The 19,829-nt window shown below is 70.6% G+C and carries 29 protein-coding genes and 1 pseudogene; 19 read left to right on the top strand and 11 right to left on the bottom strand.

The window, feature by feature from the left end:
• Nucleotides 1-62: 62 nt before the first annotated feature.
• Entirely contained in the window at nt 63-1,229 is a 1,167-nt protein-coding gene (locus ACFVXG_RS25885; protein WP_387930802.1) for a TetR/AcrR family transcriptional regulator, read from the bottom strand.
• A 233-nt stretch (nt 1,230-1,462) separates the two neighbouring features.
• Here ACFVXG_RS25885 and ACFVXG_RS25880 point away from each other — a divergent pair, with 233 nt between their 5' ends.
• Complete coding sequence (locus ACFVXG_RS25880) at nt 1,463-2,620, top strand: acyl-CoA dehydrogenase family protein (RefSeq protein WP_387930801.1); 1,158 nt, start codon at nt 1,463-1,465, stop codon at nt 2,618-2,620.
• A gap of 129 nt (nt 2,621-2,749) precedes the next feature.
• On the opposite strand, the gene ACFVXG_RS25875 is transcribed toward ACFVXG_RS25880, so the two are convergent.
• Nucleotides 2,750-3,016, bottom strand: a complete 267-nt coding sequence (locus ACFVXG_RS25875) for a hypothetical protein (protein ID WP_387930800.1) — start codon at nt 3,014-3,016, stop codon at nt 2,750-2,752.
• 180 nt (nt 3,017-3,196) lie between these two features.
• Between ACFVXG_RS25875 and ACFVXG_RS25870 the strand changes: the two genes are divergently transcribed.
• Complete coding sequence (locus ACFVXG_RS25870) at nt 3,197-3,514, top strand: cupin (RefSeq protein WP_387930799.1); 318 nt, start codon at nt 3,197-3,199, stop codon at nt 3,512-3,514.
• Nucleotides 3,515-3,540: 26 nt separating this feature from the next.
• On the opposite strand, the gene ACFVXG_RS25865 is transcribed toward ACFVXG_RS25870, so the two are convergent.
• On the bottom strand, nt 3,541-4,134 hold the full coding sequence (locus ACFVXG_RS25865) for a TetR/AcrR family transcriptional regulator (RefSeq protein ID WP_387930798.1): 594 nt from the start codon (nt 4,132-4,134) through the stop codon (nt 3,541-3,543).
• Between the two features lie 123 nt (nt 4,135-4,257).
• Between ACFVXG_RS25865 and ACFVXG_RS25860 the strand changes: the two genes are divergently transcribed.
• The 5 genes from ACFVXG_RS25860 (at nt 4,258) to ACFVXG_RS25840 (ending at nt 8,550) form a co-directional block, all read left to right on the top strand.
• Complete coding sequence (locus ACFVXG_RS25860; protein WP_387930797.1) at nt 4,258-5,832, top strand: MFS transporter; 1,575 nt, start codon at nt 4,258-4,260, stop codon at nt 5,830-5,832.
• A gap of 251 nt (nt 5,833-6,083) precedes the next feature.
• Nucleotides 6,084-6,719 (top strand): class I SAM-dependent methyltransferase, encoded by a 636-nt coding sequence (locus ACFVXG_RS25855; RefSeq protein ID WP_387930796.1) that lies wholly within the window; start codon nt 6,084-6,086, stop codon nt 6,717-6,719.
• Between the two features lie 130 nt (nt 6,720-6,849).
• Nucleotides 6,850-7,419, top strand: a complete 570-nt coding sequence (locus tag ACFVXG_RS25850; RefSeq protein WP_387930795.1) for a methyltransferase family protein — start codon at nt 6,850-6,852, stop codon at nt 7,417-7,419.
• Nucleotides 7,420-7,602: 183 nt separating this feature from the next.
• Nucleotides 7,603-7,887: a Sec-independent protein translocase subunit TatA gene (tatA, locus tag ACFVXG_RS25845; RefSeq protein ID WP_387930794.1), complete on the top strand. Its 285-nt coding sequence runs from the start codon at nt 7,603-7,605 to the stop codon at nt 7,885-7,887.
• 138 nt (nt 7,888-8,025) lie between these two features.
• Nucleotides 8,026-8,550 (top strand): potassium channel family protein, encoded by a 525-nt coding sequence (locus tag ACFVXG_RS25840; protein WP_387930793.1) that lies wholly within the window; start codon nt 8,026-8,028, stop codon nt 8,548-8,550.
• Nucleotides 8,551-8,680: 130 nt separating this feature from the next.
• Here ACFVXG_RS25840 and ACFVXG_RS25835 read toward each other — a convergent pair whose 3' ends face one another.
• The gene (locus tag ACFVXG_RS25835; protein ID WP_387930792.1) at nt 8,681-8,923 is read right to left on the bottom strand and encodes a hypothetical protein; all 243 of its coding nucleotides are present in this window, start codon (nt 8,921-8,923) and stop codon (nt 8,681-8,683) included.
• A gap of 11 nt (nt 8,924-8,934) precedes the next feature.
• On the bottom strand, nt 8,935-9,303 hold the full coding sequence (locus ACFVXG_RS25830; RefSeq protein WP_387930791.1) for an ATP-binding protein: 369 nt from the start codon (nt 9,301-9,303) through the stop codon (nt 8,935-8,937).
• Between the two features lie 258 nt (nt 9,304-9,561).
• On the opposite strand from ACFVXG_RS25830, the gene ACFVXG_RS25825 reads away from it, so the two are divergent.
• The 4 genes from ACFVXG_RS25825 (at nt 9,562) to ACFVXG_RS25810 (ending at nt 11,123) form a co-directional block, all read left to right on the top strand.
• Nucleotides 9,562-10,422: a helix-turn-helix domain-containing protein gene (locus tag ACFVXG_RS25825; RefSeq protein WP_387930790.1), complete on the top strand. Its 861-nt coding sequence runs from the start codon at nt 9,562-9,564 to the stop codon at nt 10,420-10,422.
• Nucleotide 10,423: 1 nt separating this feature from the next.
• Nucleotides 10,424-10,615: a DUF397 domain-containing protein gene (locus ACFVXG_RS25820; RefSeq protein ID WP_387930789.1), complete on the top strand. Its 192-nt coding sequence runs from the start codon at nt 10,424-10,426 to the stop codon at nt 10,613-10,615.
• A 62-nt stretch (nt 10,616-10,677) separates the two neighbouring features.
• On the top strand, nt 10,678-10,869 hold the full coding sequence (locus tag ACFVXG_RS25815) for a DUF397 domain-containing protein (RefSeq protein WP_387930788.1): 192 nt from the start codon (nt 10,678-10,680) through the stop codon (nt 10,867-10,869).
• A 62-nt stretch (nt 10,870-10,931) separates the two neighbouring features.
• The gene (locus tag ACFVXG_RS25810) at nt 10,932-11,123 is read left to right on the top strand and encodes a DUF397 domain-containing protein (protein WP_387930787.1); all 192 of its coding nucleotides are present in this window, start codon (nt 10,932-10,934) and stop codon (nt 11,121-11,123) included.
• Here ACFVXG_RS25810 and ACFVXG_RS25805 read toward each other — a convergent pair.
• Nucleotides 11,092-11,490 (bottom strand): Scr1 family TA system antitoxin-like transcriptional regulator, encoded by a 399-nt coding sequence (locus ACFVXG_RS25805; RefSeq protein WP_387930839.1) that lies wholly within the window; start codon nt 11,488-11,490, stop codon nt 11,092-11,094. The two genes, ACFVXG_RS25810 and ACFVXG_RS25805, sit on opposite strands and share 32 nt — an antisense overlap.
• Before the next feature lie 25 nt (nt 11,491-11,515).
• Here ACFVXG_RS25805 and ACFVXG_RS25800 point away from each other — a divergent pair.
• Nucleotides 11,516-11,689: pseudogene (locus tag ACFVXG_RS25800) on the top strand (IS30 family transposase); the annotation flags it as partial.
• A gap of 78 nt (nt 11,690-11,767) precedes the next feature.
• Here ACFVXG_RS25800 and ACFVXG_RS25795 read toward each other — a convergent pair.
• Both ACFVXG_RS25795 and ACFVXG_RS25790 read right to left on the bottom strand, forming a co-directional pair.
• Nucleotides 11,768-11,992 carry a hypothetical protein gene (locus ACFVXG_RS25795; protein ID WP_387930786.1) on the bottom strand — a complete coding sequence of 75 codons (225 nt, stop codon included), beginning with the start codon at nt 11,990-11,992 and terminating at the stop codon, nt 11,768-11,770.
• A 366-nt stretch (nt 11,993-12,358) separates the two neighbouring features.
• Nucleotides 12,359-12,529, bottom strand: coding sequence for a hypothetical protein (locus ACFVXG_RS25790; protein WP_387930785.1), 171 nt, complete (start codon nt 12,527-12,529; stop codon nt 12,359-12,361).
• 422 nt (nt 12,530-12,951) lie between these two features.
• Between ACFVXG_RS25790 and ACFVXG_RS25785 the strand changes: the two genes are divergently transcribed.
• Entirely contained in the window at nt 12,952-13,251 is a 300-nt protein-coding gene (locus ACFVXG_RS25785; RefSeq protein ID WP_387930784.1) for a hypothetical protein, read from the top strand.
• A 42-nt stretch (nt 13,252-13,293) separates the two neighbouring features.
• Here the strand turns inward: ACFVXG_RS25785 and ACFVXG_RS25780 are convergent, their stop codons facing one another.
• Complete coding sequence (locus ACFVXG_RS25780) at nt 13,294-14,058, bottom strand: maleylpyruvate isomerase family mycothiol-dependent enzyme (RefSeq protein ID WP_387930783.1); 765 nt, start codon at nt 14,056-14,058, stop codon at nt 13,294-13,296.
• Nucleotides 14,059-14,271: 213 nt separating this feature from the next.
• Between ACFVXG_RS25780 and ACFVXG_RS25775 the strand changes: the two genes are divergently transcribed.
• Together ACFVXG_RS25775 and ACFVXG_RS25770 are read left to right on the top strand one after the other, a co-directional pair.
• Nucleotides 14,272-14,736 (top strand): hypothetical protein, encoded by a 465-nt coding sequence (locus ACFVXG_RS25775; protein ID WP_387930782.1) that lies wholly within the window; start codon nt 14,272-14,274, stop codon nt 14,734-14,736.
• Between the two features lie 37 nt (nt 14,737-14,773).
• Nucleotides 14,774-15,466 carry a class I SAM-dependent methyltransferase gene (locus ACFVXG_RS25770; protein ID WP_387930781.1) on the top strand — a complete coding sequence of 231 codons (693 nt, stop codon included), beginning with the start codon at nt 14,774-14,776 and terminating at the stop codon, nt 15,464-15,466.
• 56 nt (nt 15,467-15,522) lie between these two features.
• Here ACFVXG_RS25770 and ACFVXG_RS25765 read toward each other — a convergent pair whose 3' ends face one another.
• Complete coding sequence (locus ACFVXG_RS25765; protein ID WP_387930838.1) at nt 15,523-16,098, bottom strand: DUF4240 domain-containing protein; 576 nt, start codon at nt 16,096-16,098, stop codon at nt 15,523-15,525.
• A 333-nt stretch (nt 16,099-16,431) separates the two neighbouring features.
• Here ACFVXG_RS25765 and ACFVXG_RS25760 point away from each other — a divergent pair, with 333 nt between their 5' ends.
• The 4 genes from ACFVXG_RS25760 (at nt 16,432) to ACFVXG_RS25745 (ending at nt 19,413) form a co-directional block, all read left to right on the top strand.
• Nucleotides 16,432-17,079: a DUF6879 family protein gene (locus ACFVXG_RS25760; protein ID WP_387930780.1), complete on the top strand. Its 648-nt coding sequence runs from the start codon at nt 16,432-16,434 to the stop codon at nt 17,077-17,079.
• The gene (locus ACFVXG_RS25755; RefSeq protein WP_387930779.1) at nt 17,076-17,918 is read left to right on the top strand and encodes a helix-turn-helix domain-containing protein; all 843 of its coding nucleotides are present in this window, start codon (nt 17,076-17,078) and stop codon (nt 17,916-17,918) included. Before ACFVXG_RS25760 ends, ACFVXG_RS25755 begins: the two co-directional genes overlap by 4 nt.
• A gap of 148 nt (nt 17,919-18,066) precedes the next feature.
• A complete protein-coding gene (locus ACFVXG_RS25750) occupies nt 18,067-18,225 on the top strand; it encodes a hypothetical protein (protein ID WP_387930778.1) in 159 nt (52 codons plus the stop codon).
• Between the two features lie 3 nt (nt 18,226-18,228).
• Nucleotides 18,229-19,413: a methyltransferase domain-containing protein gene (locus ACFVXG_RS25745; protein ID WP_387930777.1), complete on the top strand. Its 1,185-nt coding sequence runs from the start codon at nt 18,229-18,231 to the stop codon at nt 19,411-19,413.
• Here ACFVXG_RS25745 and ACFVXG_RS25740 read toward each other — a convergent pair.
• Nucleotides 19,410-19,820, bottom strand: a complete 411-nt coding sequence (locus ACFVXG_RS25740; RefSeq protein WP_387930776.1) for a hypothetical protein — start codon at nt 19,818-19,820, stop codon at nt 19,410-19,412. The two genes, ACFVXG_RS25745 and ACFVXG_RS25740, sit on opposite strands and share 4 nt — an antisense overlap.
• Nucleotides 19,821-19,829: the final 9 nt, after the last annotated feature.

Here is a 19,829-nt window from a genome sequence, read left to right as displayed (position 1 = left end):
CCGCGCGTTGCTACGGCGTGTCGCTACGGCCGGTCGCTACGGCCGGTCGCTACGGCGGGTCACTACGACGGGTCGACTCCCAGGACCGCCCCGCCGATCCGCCGCAGGCAGTCACCGAGGTCGGGCCGGGCGCTGTACGGGCGGTTCCGCACCCCGTCGTTGACCAGTGAGAACAGCGCGTGCACCCGGATCCGGGCGGCCACCGCGTCGTAGTCCGGGCGCACCTGGCGCAGCAACCCGACCCAGGTGCGCAGGAAGTCCCGCCGGAAGTCCACCGCGACCCGGCGGTCCGACGGGGCCAGCCGCTCCGTCTCGCTCAGCATCGCGCCCAGGTAGTCGCCGTTGCGCAGCGCGAAGTCGACGTACGCGCCGAGCCCGGCCGCCAGCGCCGCCGCCGGCCCGTCGGCGGCCGCGATCGCCCCCTCCACCTCGTGCCGGAGCCGCTCCCGGCTGCGCACCAGGGAGGCCGCGAGCAGGTGGGCCTTGCTGTCGAAGTGCCGGTAGACGCTCGGGCCGGAGATGCCGACGGCGGCGCCGAGTTGGTCGGTGCTGACGTTGTCGAAGCCGCGCTGGTGGAACAGCCGGACGGCCGCCGCGAGCAGCTCCTCCCGGCGGGGCCGGGGCGCGGGGGCGGGGTCGGGGTGGGCGTCGAGGTTGGTGTCGGGCCCGGTGGCCGTGCCGTCCAGGGACGCCGCGAGGACGGCCGCGACCAGCTCGCGCATCAGCGCCTCGGCCCGGCGGGGCTGCGGCGCGGCCGACTGGTAGGACAGTCCGGCGCAGCAGGAGAGTGCCGACCAGCAGAGCAACTCGGCGTCCGGGGCGGGGAGTTCCGGGCGTTCGGCGCGCAGCACGGCGGCCATCAGGGCGACGTCCGAACGGAGTTCGCGGCGCAGTCCGGCCCGGCGGGCGGGCGGCAGCAGCCGGGCGTCGCGCTGCACCAGGGTGCCGAGCGGGCGGTGGCCGACCGCCACCGCGGCCAGCGCGGCGCCGAGTTCGGCGGTGCTGCCGGCCGCGCGCAGGCCGTCGGCGAGCGCGTCCAGGCCCAACCGGACGGCGCGGTCGAGCAGTTCGGGCTTGCCGCGGAAGTGCCGGTAGAGCGCGGGCGCGGTGATGCCGACGCCGGCGGCGACCTCGGTCATCGAGACCTGGTGGTAGCCGCTGCGGTGGAAGCGGTCGGCGGCCACGGCGAGGATCTGGGCGCGCCGCCCGGGCGGCCGTCGGACCACCATGGCGCGCCTCCCTCTGCATCCCGGGGGCCCGTGCCGGGGACCGGCCCCGAGGGCTGGTCCCGAACCCCGTCCGAAGGCTAGCAAGGATTCACTTCAGTGCCGTGTCGAGCAGGATTTCCGGGCCCGCCGACGCTGGACAGCCGAGGCTACCCGGGATTAACTTGTCGGGCCACCACCTGGTACGTTCCGCCTCCGCCGACCTTCCGGCCGGCACCGTCGAAGGGAGCGCCGCCGTGCGCCGCACCGTGTTCAACGAGGACCACGAGGCCTTCCGGGAGACCATCCGGGACTTCATCGCCAACGAGGTCGTCCCGGTCTACGAGAGCTGGGAGGCCGACGGCCACCCGCCCCGCGACTTCTACCGCCAGCTCGGCGAACTCGGCGTCTACGGCATCGAGGTGCCGGAGGAGTACGGCGGCGCGGGCGAGAGCGGGTTCAAGTACCAGGCGGTGGTCGCCGAGGAGACCGCCCGCGCGGGCGTGAGCTTCGGCTCCTCCGGCGTGCACACCGGGCTGGTGCTGCCCTACCTGCTGGAGTACGCGAACGAGGAGCAGAAGCAGCGCTGGCTGCCCGGCTTCGTCTCCGGCGACATCATGACCGCGATCGCGATGACCGAGCCGGGCGCCGGCTCCGACCTCGCGGGCATCACCACCACCGCCCGGCTCTCCGAGGACGGCACCCACTACGTCCTGAACGGCGCCAAGACCTTCATCACCGGCGGCGTGCTGGCCGACCTGGTCCTGGTGGTCGCCCGCACCGCCCCGTACGACCCGGAGAACCGCCGGGCCGGGCTCTCCATCCTGTGCGTGGACACCACCTCGCCGGGCTACTCGGTCGGGCGCAAGCTGCAGAAGATCGGCCTGCGCACCTCGGACACGGCCGAGTTGGCGTTCGTCGACGTCAAGGTGCCGGTGGAGGACCTGCTCGGCGAGGAGGGCGCGGCGTTCTCCTACCTGACCCACAACCTGGTGCAGGAGCGACTGGCGATCGCGGTGGGCGCGTACGCGGCGGCCGCGGCGGCGGTGCGGTTCGCGCTGCAGTACGTCAAGGACCGCAAGGTGTTCGGCAAGGCGGTGGCCGAGTTCCAGAACACCAAGTTCACCCTGGCCGACTGCCAGGCCCAGGTGATGGCGCAGCAGTCGATGGTGGACCAGGCGCTGGAGCTCTACCAGAACGGCGAGTTGAGCGTCGCGGACGCGGCGGCGGCGAAGCTGTTCTGCACCGAGTCGGCCTCCACCGTCATCGACAAGTGCCTGCAGCTGCACGGCGGTTACGGCTACATCCTGGAATACCCGATCGCCCGGCTCTACACCGACAACCGGGTGTTCCGGATCTACGGCGGCACCAGCGAGGTCATGCGCAGCATCATCGCCAAGTCGATGGGGCTGTAACGGCGTTACCGCTCCCACTCCCCGAACCACGGCGGGCCGCACCCCCATGGCGGCCCGCCGTGCGCACCCGTGCGCGGATGCGTCCGTACGTGCACACGGCCGTACGGGTGGGCGTCCGTACGGGTGGGCTCAGTTGGGCGAGCCGTGCTCCGCGCGCCAGGCCTCCCAGCCGGCCGAGGAGGCCACCTTCGCCTCGTGCAGGGCCCGGTGGGCGAGCGCGCCCGGCGGGGTCTCCATGCTGCGCACCCACTCGCGGCCCGCGGTGAACAGCGCCGCGCACACCAGTGCCGCCCCGGCCGCGCCGAGCACCGAGCCGATGCCGGTCAGCACCACGCCGCCGGCCAGCAGCGAGCGGTTGACCTGGAGCCCGTTCAAGATCCTCTGGTTGGTCGCCATGCCTCCACGATGCGGGCAGTCGGCGGGGGCTGCACCTCGGACGGCGCACTTCGGGCGGTCCGCTGCGGGTGGTCCCACTACAGGCGGTCCGCTGCGGACGCCTCCCGGGTGCGCGCCGCCGGTCCGTCCGCGAACCTGGGCACACAGCCTGGGCACCCGGCTTGAGGAGGAGGCGGCGCGATGCCCGATCTCGAACGGCTCGCCGTGGAGCACGCCGCCCGGGCGGCCGAGGGTCCGCACGGGCGCAGCGCCCACCTGGTGCTGCACGACGGGGTGCTGCGGCAGACCGTGATCGCCCTGACCGCCGGCACCGCGCTGGACGAGCACACCCCGCCCACCGCCGGGAGCGTCCAGGTGCTGCGCGGCCGGGTCTCGCTGACCATCGCCGGGCGGCGGGTGGAGCTGTCCACGGGTGCGCTGGAGCCCGTCCCGCAGGAGCGGCACGGGCTGGTCGCCCACGTCGACTCGGTGGTGCTGCTGACCGCCGTCACCGCGTAGCGGGCGTCAGCGGGCGTCAGCGGGCGTCAGCGGGCGGTGGACGACCCCAGCACGCTGCCGCTGACCAGGCGGAGCCCTTGCAGGAACTCCTGCCCGTTCGGGGCCAGTTCGGGCGCGGCCAGCCACTGGGCGACGTAACCGGCCAGCAGGATCTGGTAGAAGGTGCCGCGGGCGAGCTCCTCCTCGGTGTCCGGCACCTCGGGCAGCCCCTGGAACAGTGCGGCGAGGCCGAGCCGACCCTCCTTCTGGGCCCCCGCGAACGCGGCCGCCAGCTCGGGGTTGTGCCCGGCCTGGGCGAGCGCCTCGAACTGGGCCGCCCAGAGGCCCCGGTGCTCGACGAAGACGCCCTTGAGCCCCTCCCAAGCGGCGGCGAAGCGCTCCTCCGGGTCGTCGGAGGTCTGGTTGGCGGCGACGACCACCTCGCCCATGCCCTGCCCCAGCTCGCCGATCGCCTCGATCATCGCGGCGTTGAGCAGCGCGTCCTTCGAGCCGAAGTGGTAGCCGATCGCGGCCAGGCTGACGCCCGAGGCGGTCGCGATGTCGCGGGCCGTGGTGCGTCCGTAGCCCTTCTCGTACAGGCAGCGCTTGGCGCCGTGCATCAGGTCTTCGCGGTTTCCCATGCCCCCGATCCTACGGAAGGTCTGCACAAATGTCTTGCACAAATGTCTTGGACTGAAGTCTTGGACGAGCGAGTTACACATCTGTACTAGACAAGCGTCTGAAACGCCCGTACCGTCTTCCCCATGACCGCAACCACCGGCCGCGCAGGCCGTCGCGAATGGATCGGCCTCGCCGTCCTCCTGCTCCCGACCCTCGTGCTCTCCATGGACATGGGCGTGCTGTTCTTCGCCGTCCCCTACATCTCCACCGAGCTGGCGCCCAGCGGCACCCAGCAGCTGTGGATCATGGACATGTACTCGTTCCTGCTGGCCGGGCTGCTCATCACGATGGGCGCGCTGGGCGACCGGATCGGCCGCCGCCGGCTGCTGATGATCGGCGCCGCGGGCTTCACCGTCGCCTCGCTGCTGGCCGCCTGGTCCGGCAGCGCGGAGCAGCTGATCGCCGCCCGCGCCCTGCTCGGCGCCGCCGGGGCCACCGTGATGCCCTCGACCCTCGCGCTGATCCGCAACACGTTCCACGACCCCAAGCAGCGGCAGGTCGCCCTCGGCGCCTGGGGCGGCGTCCTCACCGCCGGGGCCACCCTCGGCCCGGTCGCCGGCGGGCTGCTGCTCGACCACTACTGGTGGGGCTCGGCCTTCCTGGTGGCCGTCCCGGTGATGGTCCTGGTGCTGCTGACCGCGCCCGTCCTGCTGCCCGAGTACCGCACCCCCGCCCGCACCGGCCGCTTCGACCTGCCCGGCGCCGTGCTCTCGCTCGCCGCGATCCTCCCCCTGGTGTACGGGGTCAAGACCCTCGCCGTGGACGGCTGGAGCCCGCTGCCCGCCCTCGCCACCGCGGCCGGACTGCTGATCGCCGTCGCCTTCGTGTGGCGCCAGCGCACCGCCGCGAACCCGCTGATCGACCTGAGCCTGTTCCGGATCCGCACCTTCAGCGGGGCGATCAGCGTCAACACCCTCGCCATGTTCGCGATGATGGGCTTCGCCCTCTTCACCTCGCAGTACCTGCAGCTGGTCAAGGGCATGAGCCCGTTCACCGCCTCGCTCTGGTCGCTGGTGCCCAGCGTCGGCGTCGGCGCGGCGGTCGGGATCAGCTCGGCCCTGGCCGGCAAGGTCCGCCCGGCGGCCCTGATGGGCGGCGGCTTCGTGGTCGGCGCGGCCGGCTTCGCGATGATGACCCAGGTCGGTCCGCACTCGCCGCTGGCGCTGATCCTCACCGCGGCGGGCGTGCTGGCGGCGGGCACCGTCGGCACCATGACGATGACCGCCGAGATGGTCGTCTCCGCCGCCCCCGCCGAGCAGGCCGGCGCCGCCTCCGCCACCTCCGAGACCGCCGTCGAACTCGGCAGCTCGCTCGGCATCGCCCTGCTCGGCGCGGCGGGCGCCGCGGTCTACCGCCACCAGCTGGACGGTGCCCTCCCGGCGGGCGTCGACGGCGCCGCACGGGACACCCTCGGCGGCGCGGTCTCCGTCGCGGCCCACCTCCCCGGGCGGCTCGGCCCCGACCTGCTGGAGACCGCCCGCGGCGCCTTCACGGACGGCCTGCACGTCGCCGCCGTCGTCGGCCTGGTCTTCGCCCTCGGCGCCGCCCTGCTGGCCCACCGCCTCCTGCGCCACCTGCCCGCCGCCACGGCCCCGGCCGCCGTCGACACGGAGGCCGTGAGCGCCGAGGTCGCAGAGACCGAGGCCGTCGCCGCCTGACCCACCGCACGGCCCCGATCCACGCGAGTCATCGAGAGCCCCCGCCCGATCCCGGGCGGGGGCTCTCCGCCGTCCGCGCGAAGCGGGCTCTTCCTCTCCTCACCCTGACCGGCGGGATACGGCGAGTGCGGTGGTGGTGGCCGGGACGGGAACAGGCCTACGTCTGCCGGACAGTCGGCCCCGCCCGCCGGGCGGGTTCGGCGATCCCGAAACCTCGGGTGCGGGGCGGGCGGCCGTGCCAGGGTGGGCGCATGGGGACTGAACACGCGCGGGTGCGCGGGAGTTACGACGCGGTGGCGGAGGAGTACCTCGGGCGGATCGGGGGTGAGCTGGCGCACAAGGTGGTGGACCGGGCGCTGTTGGGGGCCGTCCTGGAAGAGGCGGCCGGCGGGCTGGTGGCGGACCTGGGCTGCGGGCCCGGGCACGTGGCGGGGTGGCTGGCCGAACAGGGCGCCCGGGTCGTCGGGGTCGACCTGTCGCCGAAGATGGTCGAGCTGGCCGCCCGCGAGCACCCGAAGGCCGAGTTCCGCGCCGGCGACCTGCTCGCACTGCCCGCCGCCGACGGCGAGTTCGCGGCGGCCGTGGCCCTGTACTCGGTGATCCACCTGGAGCCGGGCGAGCTGCTGCCCGCCTTCGCCGAGATGCTGCGGGTGCTGCGGCCCGGCGGGCTGCTGCTGGTCTCCTTCCACCTGGGCGAGGAGGTGCGGCACCTGGAGGAGTGGTGGGGCCACCGGGTCGACGTGGACTTCCACTTCCTGCGGACCGATGACGTCGCCGCCCGCCTCGCCGAGGCCGGGTTCGCCGTCGAGGCGCGGCTGGAACGGGAGGGCCTGCCCGAGGAGGCCGACACCCGGCGCGGCTACCTGCTGGCGCGGCGGCCGCGGTGACCCTCGTGCGGCAGCCGCAATGACCGTCCACCCGGGGGTGGACGCACCGCCGTCCACCCCCGGGTGCGTGCCGCGGGGGCGCGGCCGGAGGACCGTAAAGGGGTAGTCCGCGACTGTCAGGAGCCCCCTCATGTCCCTGCCGTCCCTCCTCTCCCTGCTCGGCATCCTCTGCTGGGTCGGCTACGAGCTGCTGCTGCGCCGCCGCGAGGACAGCGCGGCCGGCAGTTGGCGCGCCGACGACCGCGACCGCGGCTCGACCCGGCTGCTGCTCGGCTGCTACGCCGCGTCCGTGCTGGTGGTGGTGCTGTTCGAACGCGCCGACGTCGGCGTGCTGCCCACCGAGCCGCGCTGGTTCGGGGTCGCGCTGGTCGCCGCCGGGCTCGCCCTGCGCGCCTGGGGCATGCGGACCCTCGGCCGCTACTACACCCGCACCCTGCGCACCGTCGACACCCAGAGCGTGGTCCGCACCGGCCCGTACCGGCTGATCCGCCATCCGGGTTACGCGGGCAGCCTGCTGGTCTGGACCGGCTACGCGCTCGGCACCGGCAGCTGGGCGGCGTCCCTGCTGGTCACGGCGCTGCTGCTCGGCGCGTACGGCTGGCGGATCGCCGCCGAGGAGCGGCTGCTGCTCGGCGCCTTCGGCCCGGCGTACGCCGACTACCAGCGGGTTTCCAAGCGGCTGGTGCCGTTCGTCTACTGATGGCCGCTGACGGCGCGGGCGCGGGATTCGTCGTCCGGGCCCTCGTGGTCCGCTTGAACGGCACCCGGTTTTCGGCCAGCGTTTCCCAGCCGGTGTATCCGTTCGGCGTCAGGTCCAGGCATACTGGCCGACAGGGCCTAGCGCCCTCCGTGACTCTAGACAAGAAGGGACCGGTGGCCAGGGATGCTGCGGAACGGTCTTGAGCCCTGGCACATCTTGGTGGTGCTGGCGGTCGTAGTCCTGCTGTTCGGATCGAAGAAGCTGCCGGAAATGGCGCGCGGCCTCGGGAAGTCGATGCGCATCCTGAAGGCGGAGACCAAGGCGATGCGCGAGGACGGCGGCGACCAGACCGACGCCGGCACCGCGCAGAGCACGGCCGCCCCCCAGCAGGACGCCGCCCGTCCGGCCGTCACGCCGACCAACGTGACCAAGGCCACCGAGACGAAGCACACCGAGACGACCGCCTGAGTCGCCTGAGCTTCAGCTTCCGTCGAGCCCCCCGGTGAGTGCACCGGGGGGCTCGACGCTTTTCCGAGCTTTTCCGAGCCTTTCCGATCGGAGCAGTCGGACGGGCGGGGCGGGCCCGGGTGGACCAGGCTGGGCTGGATGTCCGAGAACCCTCCTCCCCCGCCCACCGACCTCCGGGCCGGGGCGTGGCTGCTGGGCGCGTTCACGCTGCTGACGGTCGGGTACTTCACGCTGCCGCTGGAGTGGTTCGGCGACCGCCGTCCGGTGCTGAGCTGGACGGTCTTCATCGCGGCGCTGGGTGGGTTGAGCTGGATGATGGTGGCGAAGATGGTCGGGGTGATGCGGGGAACCGCGAAGCGGCCGGTAGCCTGGCTGGCCTTCCTGATCTTCCTGGCGATGATCATCTTCTCGGCGACGTACTACGCGCTGGGCTCGCACAAGGCCGAGTTCGCGGGGCTGGAGACGCGGCTGGACGCGCTCTACTTCACGGTCGTGACGCTGGCGACGGTGGGGTACGGGGACATCACGCCGGCCGGGCAGACCGCGCGGCTCGTGGTGGTGCTGCAGATCGGATACAACTTCGTGTTCCTCGCGGCGGCGGCCGGGACGGCGTCCCGGACGATCCGGGGGAACGTGGAACGGCGGATCCGGCGCGACGGGTGAATCCGGGACGGCGGGGCCGTGTGTCAGTCGTCCTCGTCGGGCGGCGGCGGGGTGGCACGGAGGGCGGTGACGACACCCAGGGCGACGGTCGCGATCGCCAGCGCGAGGAGGACGGCGAAGGCGGCGGGGATCAGGAACCGCACGTGGTGTCCCGGTGGTCGCGCTCGGCGTCGAGGAGGAGGGAGAGGAGGTTGAGGAGGGTCGAGGCCGGGGCCGTGTTGAAGCAGACCAGGACCCGGCCGTCGATGGTCTTGTCGGTGCAGGCCGAGGGGAAGATCAAGCCGAACTTCCGGCCGCGCTCCTGGACTTCGGCGAGGAGCGTACGGATGTGCTCGTCGGTGTAGTGCCGGATCCGGGGGTCGGTCGGCAGCATCGGACGACGGTTCACGCGGCACCGTCCAGGTCACACTCGAACCAAATGCACTTGCCGCGCTCCTGCGGGTCCACGCCCCAGCGGTGGGTGAGCCCCGCGACCAGCTGGAGCCCCCTGCCGGACGTGGCGAGGGGGTCGGGGGCCTGCGGAGCGGGGAACTTGGGGCTCTCGTCGGAGACGGAGACCCGGAGGGTGTTGTGGAGGAAGAGGATCTGGGTGACCGGCGCGGGGGTGTCGGCGTGCTTCCAGGCATTCACCAGCAGCTCACCGAGGGCGAGTTCGGCGTCGAAGGTGGCGGAGGGGTGCCAGCCGGCGCGGACCATCGCGTCGCGGAGGGACTGGCGGGAGAGGGCGAAGGAAGGCGTGTTGAGGTGACGCATGGGAGATCTCCCGGGCGTGTGGGGTGTGGAGAACCGGCGGATACGTCACCGTGAACCAGGCCGGGCAGATGGGCACGGCTGCTCTGCGGTGCTTGCCAGCAAGCGTTACTGACGACCCGTCGGATCGATGTGACATCAACCATAGCGCCCATCGACCTAATCTTAGGTCGATGGGCCGAAGTTCCCTCTCCCGGGGGACAGATGGCCCCATCGGCTAGCGGCGCGGCACACTGGACCCACATGATCTGAGAGGACTCCATGCCAGGCCGCCAGAACCCAACATTCCGTCAGCGCCGCCTGGGCGCCGAGCTTCGGAGGATGCGCGAGCAAGCCGGCCTCAGCGGCAACCAGCTTGCCCACATGCTCGGAGTAAGCGCTCCCCAGGTCACTCAGATGGAGAACGGAAAGACCAGTGCCAGCGCTGACCGAATCCGGACCATTGCCGAAGCCTGCAAGTGCGAGAATCTGCCACTCATCAACGCCCTTGGCGGCCTCATTACTTCACGCAGGAAGTCGTGGTGGGATCAGTATCGCGACGGCCTTCCTGACGCCCTACTCAAGACCGCCGAGCACGAAGACTTCGCTGCCAGTGTCATTCGGTCGTGGACGTCCGCCATCATCCCAGGCCCTTTGCAGACAGAGGACTACGCGCGAGGAGTGTTCAGTCGGCGGATCCCTCCGCTCTCTACGGAGGAGCTCAACCTGCGCATCGAGTTCCGCTCAGAACGCAGAAGGAAAATCTTTCAGCACCCGAGCAAGAGCCATGAGGCCTATCTCCACGAGTCCAGCCTCGTCACACGCTTCGGGGGCACTGATGTGCTGCGGAACCAGCTTCACTCCCTGATAGACGACTCCCTCCGAGAGGATGTGATCATCCGCATCGTTCCATTCACAGCTCACACTTACCCAGGTCCGATCGAAAACCTGGTCTACTCCTTCGGGGAGGTCCCCGAGCTCGACACAGTAGAGGTGGAGTTGTCGCGTAGCCCGATCTACCTCGATGACCCGACCGAGCTCGCGTCCTATCGCAAGGTCTTCGACCACATCGCGCGCGCCGCGCTCAGCGATGAGGACTCCCAGGATCTGATCCGGCAGACGCTCAAGAACTTGAAAGGCTGAGATGTCTCAGAACCAGTGGCAGAAGTCGTCCTTCAGCAGCTCCGGAGAAATGTGTGTCGAGATCCGCGCGATGGCTGGGGCGGTTGAACTCCGCGAGTCCGACGAAGGCGAAACCATCCTCCGCACCACCCCCGCCACCCTCGCGGCCCTCCTCAACGGCCTCAAGGCTGGCGAATTCGACCACCACGCCTAACGCTCCAGCGGCCCCCTCGCGAGCGCGCGAGGGGGCCGCTTCACACACCTCCAGGAGGCCAGATGTCCAACCCCCAGTGGCAGAAGTCGTCCTTCAGTAGCTCCGGCGATAACTGCGTAGAGGTCCGCAGGATCACCAACCTCATCGAACTCCGCGAGTCCGATGAGGGCCACCTCATCCTCCGCACCAACCCCGCTACCTTCGCCGCCCTCCTCCACGGCCTCAAGACGGGCGAATTCGACCACCACGCCTAACACTTCAGCGGCCCCCTCGCGCGCTCGCGAGGGGGCCGCTTCACACATCTCCAGGAGGCCAGATGTCCAGCCAGCACTGGCAGAAGTCCAGCTACAGCGGCGCGACCAACGAATGCATGGAGGTCCGCACCGCTGACGGGCTGGTCGAAGTCCGCGAGTCCGACGAAGGCGAAACCATCCTCCGCACCAACCCCACCACCTTCGCCGCCCTCCTCCACGGCCTCAAAACCGGCGAATTCGACCACCACACCTAACCGTTCGACGGCCCCTCGCGTGCACGCGAGGGGCCGTCGACACACCCCAGCGACCGGCGAGCCTGGCAATCACCCGGTAGGCCAACGGGCCGTAGACGGCACTCTCCGCCAGCGCCTCCCACGCCCGGATGTGAATCGCGACGTCTGCCGGATCGTCCAACCACATTTCCGCATGCCAGGACTCGGTGATGACCAACGCGCCGTCGTGAATGGAGAATCCCACTCCCGCGGGCACTCTGAGATCGGCACCGAACGGCACGATCCCGAGTCGGACATTCCCATGCGTCAGCCAGGGGGCCAGAGCCTCCAACTGGTCAGCCAGTACGGCCGGCGGGCAGAGCCGGGATACAAGGGCGCCTTCCCACACCAGGAAGTGGAACGATCGCGACCGATCGGCGAGAACCCTCAACGGTCTGTTGCGGCAGTACTTCCCCAAGGGCACGGACCTGGCCGTTCACGCCTCCGAACACCTGGCCGCTGTCGCAGCCGAACTCAACGGCCGCCCACGCAAAACGCTCGGCTGGGAAACCCCAGCCGAACGCCTGCATAAACTGCTCGCGGCCTAGACAACCGACCACGTGTTGCAACGACCCCTAGAAACCGCCTGCGCGACGGGGTCAGAACCCAACATCGTCATCAGTCTTCTAGTAGTAGGCGTACGCGGCCCCCTGGGCGACCGCGTCGGCGCTCTCCCCCAGGGAACTGGACAGGTAGTGCCCCTGGTCGGCCAAGTAGTGTCCCTGCCCCTGGGACTCCACGTGGCCCCCGCCGTTGGTGACCGCCGCATTCACGCGGTCGATACCGTGCAGCGGCGCCGCGACGGCGAGCACCGCGGTGACCACCGCGGCGCCGGCAACGGCTGCCTTCACGAATCCACCTGTCACATCAGGCATGGATACCTCCCCCTCTGGTGCCCGCCTGGAAGACGGGCATGGATCTGCCCAGCCAACCACCCCGCAGCTGGACGCTCAAGCCCCTTTCCCACAGCCCCACCGCGCCACGGTCGACTCACGGGTACAACGGCCGACGCCAGCCGCTCCACCAACCGTCCGGGGAACCGGTCCGGTCGTCCAACCACGGCTCAACGTCCGCGCCGATCACCTCGACAATGACGCCACGGTCGCCGGGAGCAGGAGTCACGAGGCATGACGGTGCCTGGCGCAGGGAACAGCGTTGACAGCAGGGCCGCGGCGAACCGCTGTGAACGGCCGCCTGGGGCTGTCTCGCGGCTTCTGTTACGCGATGAAGGCCTTGTCGAGATCCGGCTGGATGCCGGTGGTGGTCCCGGAACTGCTGGTAGGGGTGGACGGTCGGGTCACGGCGTCGGCGCTGGCGATGCCGGGTACGGTGAGTAGGGCGGTGCCGACGAGGGCCGAGATGGCGATCGCGCGCTTGATGGAATTCATACCTGATCGTCTATCAGGCGGCGCACTCGTCCAGCAAGGACTTCCGCGGGTTTCGGCGGTAGACCGATGGTCTCGGTACCGATCGGGTGGCACCGGCGGTGCCGGCAATGTGGGGCGAGCTCGAGGCCACTTTCCGGGCCGTCACCTGAGATGTTCGGGACGTCGGCTGGGGCGTGGAATCCGGCTCGGGTCGGAGCCGTCGCGCCGCCGTGCCGAGCGGTTGGGATCAAGACAGGCGAATTCGACCTCCACGCCTAACGGGCGGAGTGGGAAGTCGGCCGGGCCGACTTCCTGCGCCCGACCACTCCTCCGTCCCTATCGGGGGTGATTCAGGGGTGGCTCGGGGCTGGTCCCGATACCCAGGGCCCCGGCGGGCCGGGCACGCTGGTCACGTTGCCGAGTTGACGACCGGAGAAGGAACAATGACCGCTGGAATCGCGCCCCGCTTGCTTCTCGCCCCGGTGCGTCTGCTGAACGTGCGCCGATCCGGCGCGGCGCGACTGCCGTTGGGGATCGTTCTCTCCCTGGCCGCCGTGATGCTCTGGTTCGACCTCCTGGCGAGGGGCGTCTGCTTCCCCCTGACCCAGCCGAACACGGAGACGTCCTGGGGCGGCCCGACCATGGCCGGCGCCTGGTTCGTCCACTTCGCCCTACTGGCCGCCCTCGTCCTTGCCCTGCACACCGCCGCCCTGGCCCTCGGCCGCAAGGCCCCGCGGCATTGACCGCGAGGCTGACGCCTCAAGCGATCAGTCCGCCGGTCGGTCTCAGCCCGAGTTCTGCAGCCGCTCGAGCAGGTCGGCGTCGCCCTCCGTCCGCAGCGCGTCGTTCGGGACGCGCTTGTACATGAGCAGGGCCATCTCGCTCGCCGTGCCGTAGATGGCGGCGGTGGGCTTGCTCTCGGCGGCCTCCGCCGCGGTGAGGCGGGTGAAGCGGTTGCCGGCGGCGTCCACCGTCTGGCGCCAGGAGCCGCCCTCGGCTGCGTGGTAGTCCATGGTGGCGGGCTCGTGCGGCCACGGGACCGTGTTGGTGCAGACGGTGGCGAGGAACTCGTCGATGGCGTCGACCGCCTCGGTCGTCGGCAGCTCCTGCGGGGCACCGGAGGCCAGCTGGGCGTCATAGGTGTGGATCAGCGACTCGTGGACGCGGCGGCGGGCCACGGCGGCCCCCGTGTGCAGCGAGGCCAGCGGCTGCCACCAGGCCCAGCAGGCCCGGTCCGGGCCGGCCTCGCGCAGAGCGGCGAGCAACTGCTCCGTCGAGTCGGCCAGCCAGGTTATGAGGGCCTCGCGCTCCCTGGGCGCCACCAGCCCGTCCTTGCTCGGCCACTCGTCGCCCGGTGCGGTGTTCAGCACGATGTAGGCCCAGAAGCGGTCCCCCTCGCTGAGGTGGTTCGCCAGGTCGTACAGCGTCCAGCCCGGGCAGGACGGGACGTCGGCGTCGAGGCTGGGGGCTGCGGCGACGGCGGCGCGGAACGCGGCGGACCGCTCGTCGAGCATCTGCAGCAGGGTGGGGAAGGAGAAGTGCTCAGTCACGCACACCTTGTATCACCCGGACCGGAACGCTCGCACTCGATTAAGAGTGCAGCCGAGCAGGTCAGGGCGATGGCGAGCGGGGTGCCGTGAGCCTCGGCTCTGCGCGTCGCCCCGGGGGTGTACGCCGGATACGCCCTCGGGCCGATGGCCTGGGAAGAGGTGACATCCGCCGGCCGACGCGGTGGATCGTGGTCCGTTCGTAGGTTCGTCGTCATGGCGAATGCACCGATGATCGAATCGACCCGCGAGCGCGCCGCTGCGAACAAGCAGCCCGCGCAGCATCGGCGCCTTCGCCCTTGCCGGTGGCCCGAGTTGGCACTCATCGGCTGTGGAGTCGCGGTTCTCGCCTGGGCGTTCATACTCTGCACCACCCTGCCGGCAACAGCGACCGCTGTGCACTGGTCGGCCGCCTGGGCCGGGCTGGATGCCATGGAGGCACTCGGCCTCATCGCCACCGGGGTCCTGGCCGCTCGTGGCGATCTCCGCCGGGCCCTGCCCGCCGCGGCCACGTCGATGCTGTTGCTGGTCGACGCCTGGTTCGACCAGATGACAGCGGGGCCCGGCAGCGATTTCGCCGTGGCGCTGGCCATGGCCTGCTTCGCCGAACTACCGCTTGCGGTGGTCTGTGCCCTCGTCGCCTGGCGGGCGCTCCGCGCTCCGCCACCACCGCCCGTCTGACCGACCGTCAATCACTCACGACAGAGGACTCTTGATCATGAATCTTCGCACTGCACTCGGTCGCCCCGGAGTGCGATGGGGGTTGACCGCGGCGGCGGCCGGCGCCGCGGCCCTGTCCTGGTGGGCGTTCGACTCCGCCCCCTACCCGTACGCGCAGCGCTGGCTCCTCGATCTGCCCTTGCCCCTGCTCAACCAGGAGCGGCTCGACTCGATGCTGGAATTGCGTCAGGGCGAGCGGGTTCTGGAGGTCGGACCGGGCACCGGCCTCCAGGCCCTGCGGACCGCCCCGCAACTGGGCACTGCCGGTCGACTCGACATCGTCGACGTCCAGCAGGAGATGCTCGACCACGTGATGAGCCGGGCCACGCAGCGCGGTCTCACCAACATCGCGCCGACCCGGGCGGACGCCCACCACCTGCCGTTCGAGGACTCCGTGTTCGACGCCGCCTACCTGGTGACGGCCCTGGGTGAGATCCCGCAGCCGGAGGTGACGCTGACGGAGCTGAGCCGGGTGGTGAAGCCGAACGGACGGATCGTGGTGGGCGAGTTCTTCGACCGGCACCAGGTGCGGCGCGCCACCCTGGCTCGCCATGCCAACGCTGCGGGGCTCCACGTGACCCGGCTGATCGGCCCGCCGTTCTCCTACTACGCCCGGCTGGCGCCATGCCGACCGGACGAATCACGGGCGCCGCTGACAGCCGCCGGCACCCGTCACCGCGCCGCGGTATAGGGAACGGGCAGCGGCAAACGCCGCGTTCGGATGTCAGTGGACGTCAAGAGGAGCTATCAGTCCAGAAAGATCGCGGCGAGGCGTGGCAGGCGGCGGCGCGTCTCATCGTCGTCGGCGACGTCCCACCGAGCTCCGACCGGCTCGGTTATGACGCTGAGCGGGCCGGCCTCCGGGGAAGCCTCCAGCGCCTCGTTGAGCCCGTCCGGTTCACCGGTGAGACACCGGTAGGCCCGGTGGGCCACCTGGCTGAAGTCCTCGTTCCCGATGAGCACTTCGCCGCCGTCCCGCACCGCCGGATGGTCGGCGAGCGAGTCCGGATCCGCGAGCGCGCGCTCGTACCAGTGCCGGCCGAGCGAGATGAGGCCGTCGCGGAAGTCCATGAACGCGTCGTCGGACCACCAGCCCTCGATGAGGAACGCCGCCGCCCACAGGTCGTACCGGTAGGCATCCTCGCGCAACTGCCACTGGCGCAGCGAGAATTGAACGATCTCGGCAGGCGTGCGACTCACGAGCCGCTCCTCGCACGCGCGCCCGATCGCATCGCCCCGATCGTCGAGGTCCAGTTCCGGTTCCAGCGCCTCAACCTCGGCGCACGCCTCGCCTATCAGGGCCCAGAACTCCTCGACATCCATCACGGCCCGAGTATGCCAGGCGCTGGTGACACCACGGGCGCCACCCAAGGGGGCTGAGTTCCGGGGACATCTGATGCGTCGTCACACATTTGATCGGAAACTCCCGCAGTGCCAGCGTGATCACGATCTACCGCTGGAGCCTTGGGCGAATATTCGAGAATCATCGCCCAGCAGGGGGCGGTTCCACGGCATCCTGATGTCGCCTGACCGACCTCGAAGGGAGCGGCTGTGAGCCGACGTCTGCGGTACATCGGGAGCAACTCCGGAAACAGTGGATGCCCGACGCTCTACGAGGACGTGGAGAGCGGGGAGGTGATCGTGCAGGGAGACGCCGTGACGGATCCCGACGAGATCGCCCAGCTCCGCAACGTCAAGCCCGGCGAAGCCTTCGTGACCGTGCCGCGTGAGCTGCTGGCCGACTTCGCTCCGCGCGATGTGAACCGAGAACCCGTGCTGATCAGTTATGACGAGTTCGAGAACATGTTCTCGACCTTCCAGCACACCACTTTCCGACTGGAGACCCGCCGCAAGTACCGCTCCGACGAACTGAGCGAGACCTACCGTCGGTTCGTTGCCGGGCTCGACCCGGAATGGGACCTGGACCACCCCTGGTGCCTCGAGCGCCGCAAGCAGTCCTCCCTGGGCAAGCGGTTCGAGCGGGTGCGGATCATGGACAACCCGCCCACCCTGGGGCAGCGGTACCTGCTCAACAACTCCGAGCGGAACGGAAAGGTCGGCGAGGACATCCGCTACCTCTGGCGCGCCGACGCCGAGCGGCTGGGCCTCCCGAACGAGGACGCCTGGCTTTTCGACTCGCGCGTCATCGCCCTGTTGCACTTCGACGCCGACGACGACCTGACCCAGATCGAGCTGATCACCGACCCGGTGCGGGTCGCCCGCGCCTGCCAGGAGCGCGACGCCGCCTGGCACTACGCCGTCCCGCACCGCGAGTTCAGGGCTCAGGTACCGTCCGACATGTGAGCACCGACTTCCAGCAAGCCAGAATCGCCCTCGGCCAGCGGCTCCGTGAGCTGCGCGCCGAGGGCGGTTTCACAGGTCGGCAACTGGCCGAACGGCTCGGCTGGACACAGTCCAAGGTCAGCAAGCTGGAGACCGGTCGGCAGACGGCCACCCACGACGACCTCAAGGCCTGGGCCGAAGGTGTCGGGCAGCCCCACACAGCCGCTGAACTGTCCTCCAGATTGCGGGCCTTCGAATCAGGAACCCGCTCCTGGCGGCGGCAGTTGGCCGCCGGACACAAACCGGTGCAGGACACGCTGACCATCGAGTACGAACGCTCGACCGTCATGCGTGCGTGGGAAAACTCCTTGATCGTCGGCATGCTCCAGACGGCCGACTACGCCCGGCACATCTTCAGCGCATACGTGGACCTTCACCAGTCGCCCCGCGATATAGACGATGCCGTACGCGCCCGTATCCAGCGCCAGGAGAGCCTGTACCGGCCCGGAAAGCACTACCACTTCCTCCTGTGGGAACCGGCCTTGCGCGCCGTGGTCTGCCCGCCGGCTGTGATGGCCGCGCAGTTGGACCGGCTCAGCGGGGTGATCGGTCTCGACACCGTTTCACTGGGCATAGTCCCGTTCGAAGCCGCGCTCAAGTTGCCTCCTGCCAACGGATTCTGGGTCTACGACGAACGACTCGTCATCGTCGAGGACTGGCACGCCGAGCTCTGGCTCGACCAACCCGAGAACGTGGCGCTGTACCTCCGCGTCTGGGAGACCCTGTCCGGCGCCGCCGTCTACGGCGCGGATGCCCACAAGGTGATCACGCGCAGCCGCAGGGCCCTCGGGACCGTCTGAAGAATCCCCGCGATCCTCACCCCTCCAGGCCCGGAATATTCGAGAATCACGCGCCCCGCCGCAATTCCCATGCCCCTAACGTTCTGAGCGACGCCCGTCCGCACGACGGGAGTTGAGTGATGAGAACCCGACGGCAAAGGGGAAGCACATGCCCATGTTCGACAGCGGCAAGCACGGCGGCGGCAGCGGCGACGGCAAGGGTGGCAGCGGGCAGGACGACTCCAACAGCGGCAACAAGCACGGGGGCGGCGGCAGCGACGAGGGTGGCAACTCCTCGGACGGCCGCGGTCCGGCGACGGGCCGCTGAGCGGTGAGCGACAAGCACGAAGCGGAGGCCGGCCGGGCCCGGCTGGCCTCCGCGCTCCTCGCGAACGGGGCCCTCGCCTCGGACTGGCTGGCGACGTACCACGCCGTCCCCCGGCATTGGTTCGTGCCTGACCTCATCTGGCCCGGGCAGGCGGACGGCGTGCGGCAGGGCGAGTCCCTGCACCGGTTCGCGGACCCGGCCGGGTGGTGGCGGGCCGTCTACTCGGACGTTCCGTTGACGACCCAGTGGGACGACGGCGATCACAGTGGGTTCGGCCGGGGTGCGACACCGACCTCGTCCAACTCCATGCCCACGATGGTGTTCTCGATGCTCGCGGCGCTGGACGTCGAGGACGGCCACCGGGTGTTGGAGGTCGGCACCGGCACCGGATGGAACGCCGCTCTCCTCTCCCTCCGCGTGGGCGCCGGCGAGGTGGTCACGGTCGAGGTGGACGCGGAGAGCGCGGCTGCCGCCCAACTGCGCCTTGCCCGGGCCGGGTTCGCGCCCACCTCCGTGGTCGGGGACGGGGCGCTGGGGCATCCCGGCGGCGCGGCCTTCGACCGGGTGATCGCCACCTGCTCGGTCCGCCGGGTGCCGTACACGTGGGTGTCCCAGGCCCGCCCAGGCGGGGTGATCGTGGCGCCCTGGGGGCCGGAGTACGGCGGGGAGGCGGTGGTTCGGCTCACGGTGGACGAACACGGCACGGCGAGCGGGCGGTTCGTCGGGTCGTCCGCGTTCATGCGGCTGCGCCGGCAGCGCACGCGCCGCGCCGCGAGCCTGGAGTACCTGTCCGGGCCGTGGCCGGCCGACGGGGTCAAGTCCTCGACGCAGCTGTCCCCGGAGGCGATCGGCGACTGGACCGCCATGTTCGCCGTCGGGGTACAGGTGCCGGAGGCCTTCCCGCTGGTCGAGCGGTACGCCGACGGCACGTACACGCTGTGGCTGCACGACACGGCGATCACCTCCTGGGCCACCGCCGACTGGGAGCCGGATGCCACCGCCTACGAGGTGGTGCAGTCCGGGCCCCGGAAGCTCTGGGACGAGGTGGAGACGGCCTGGCACTGGTGGGAGGAGCAAGGCCGCCCGGGCTTCGACCGGTTCGGGCTCACCGTCGGCCCCGACGGCCAGGCGGTGTGGCTGGACCGACCGGACAACCCGGTCCCCGGCCGGAACGGGAAGTCGACCTAATCGACTTCCCACTCCTTCGCCGCCTTGCCGCCTTTCTCGGGTGGTGGGGTGGCGGCGAGGAGTTCGCGCTTCACCTGGTGGTAGTCGGCCCGGGCCTGCGGGTCGCCGCAGGCGTAGTCGGCCCAGAAGCCGGGGCGCTGCCAGCGGGCGTCCGCGAGGCGGGTGCGGCCGTCGGCGATCACCAGGGTCCAGCCGGGCGGGATCCGGGTGTCCACCGTCTCGAAGTCGGCGGGGTCCCAGAGCAGTCCGGGGTCGGGCACGTCGGGGCCGAGCACGCGGATCTGGCAATCGGTGCCGTCGCTGACCATCTCCACGACCGGGTAGACACCGCCCACCCGAATCCCGTCGAACTCCGCGACCGGGATGTCGGCTGCGGGGTGGATGATCTGCAGACACCTGGCTCTCATGAGGGAAGT

Source organism: Kitasatospora sp. NPDC058162 (assembly GCF_042884005.1).
GTDB lineage: Bacteria > Actinomycetota > Actinomycetes > Streptomycetales > Streptomycetaceae > Kitasatospora.
This window is presented reverse-complemented; position numbering and strand designations above follow the sequence as displayed.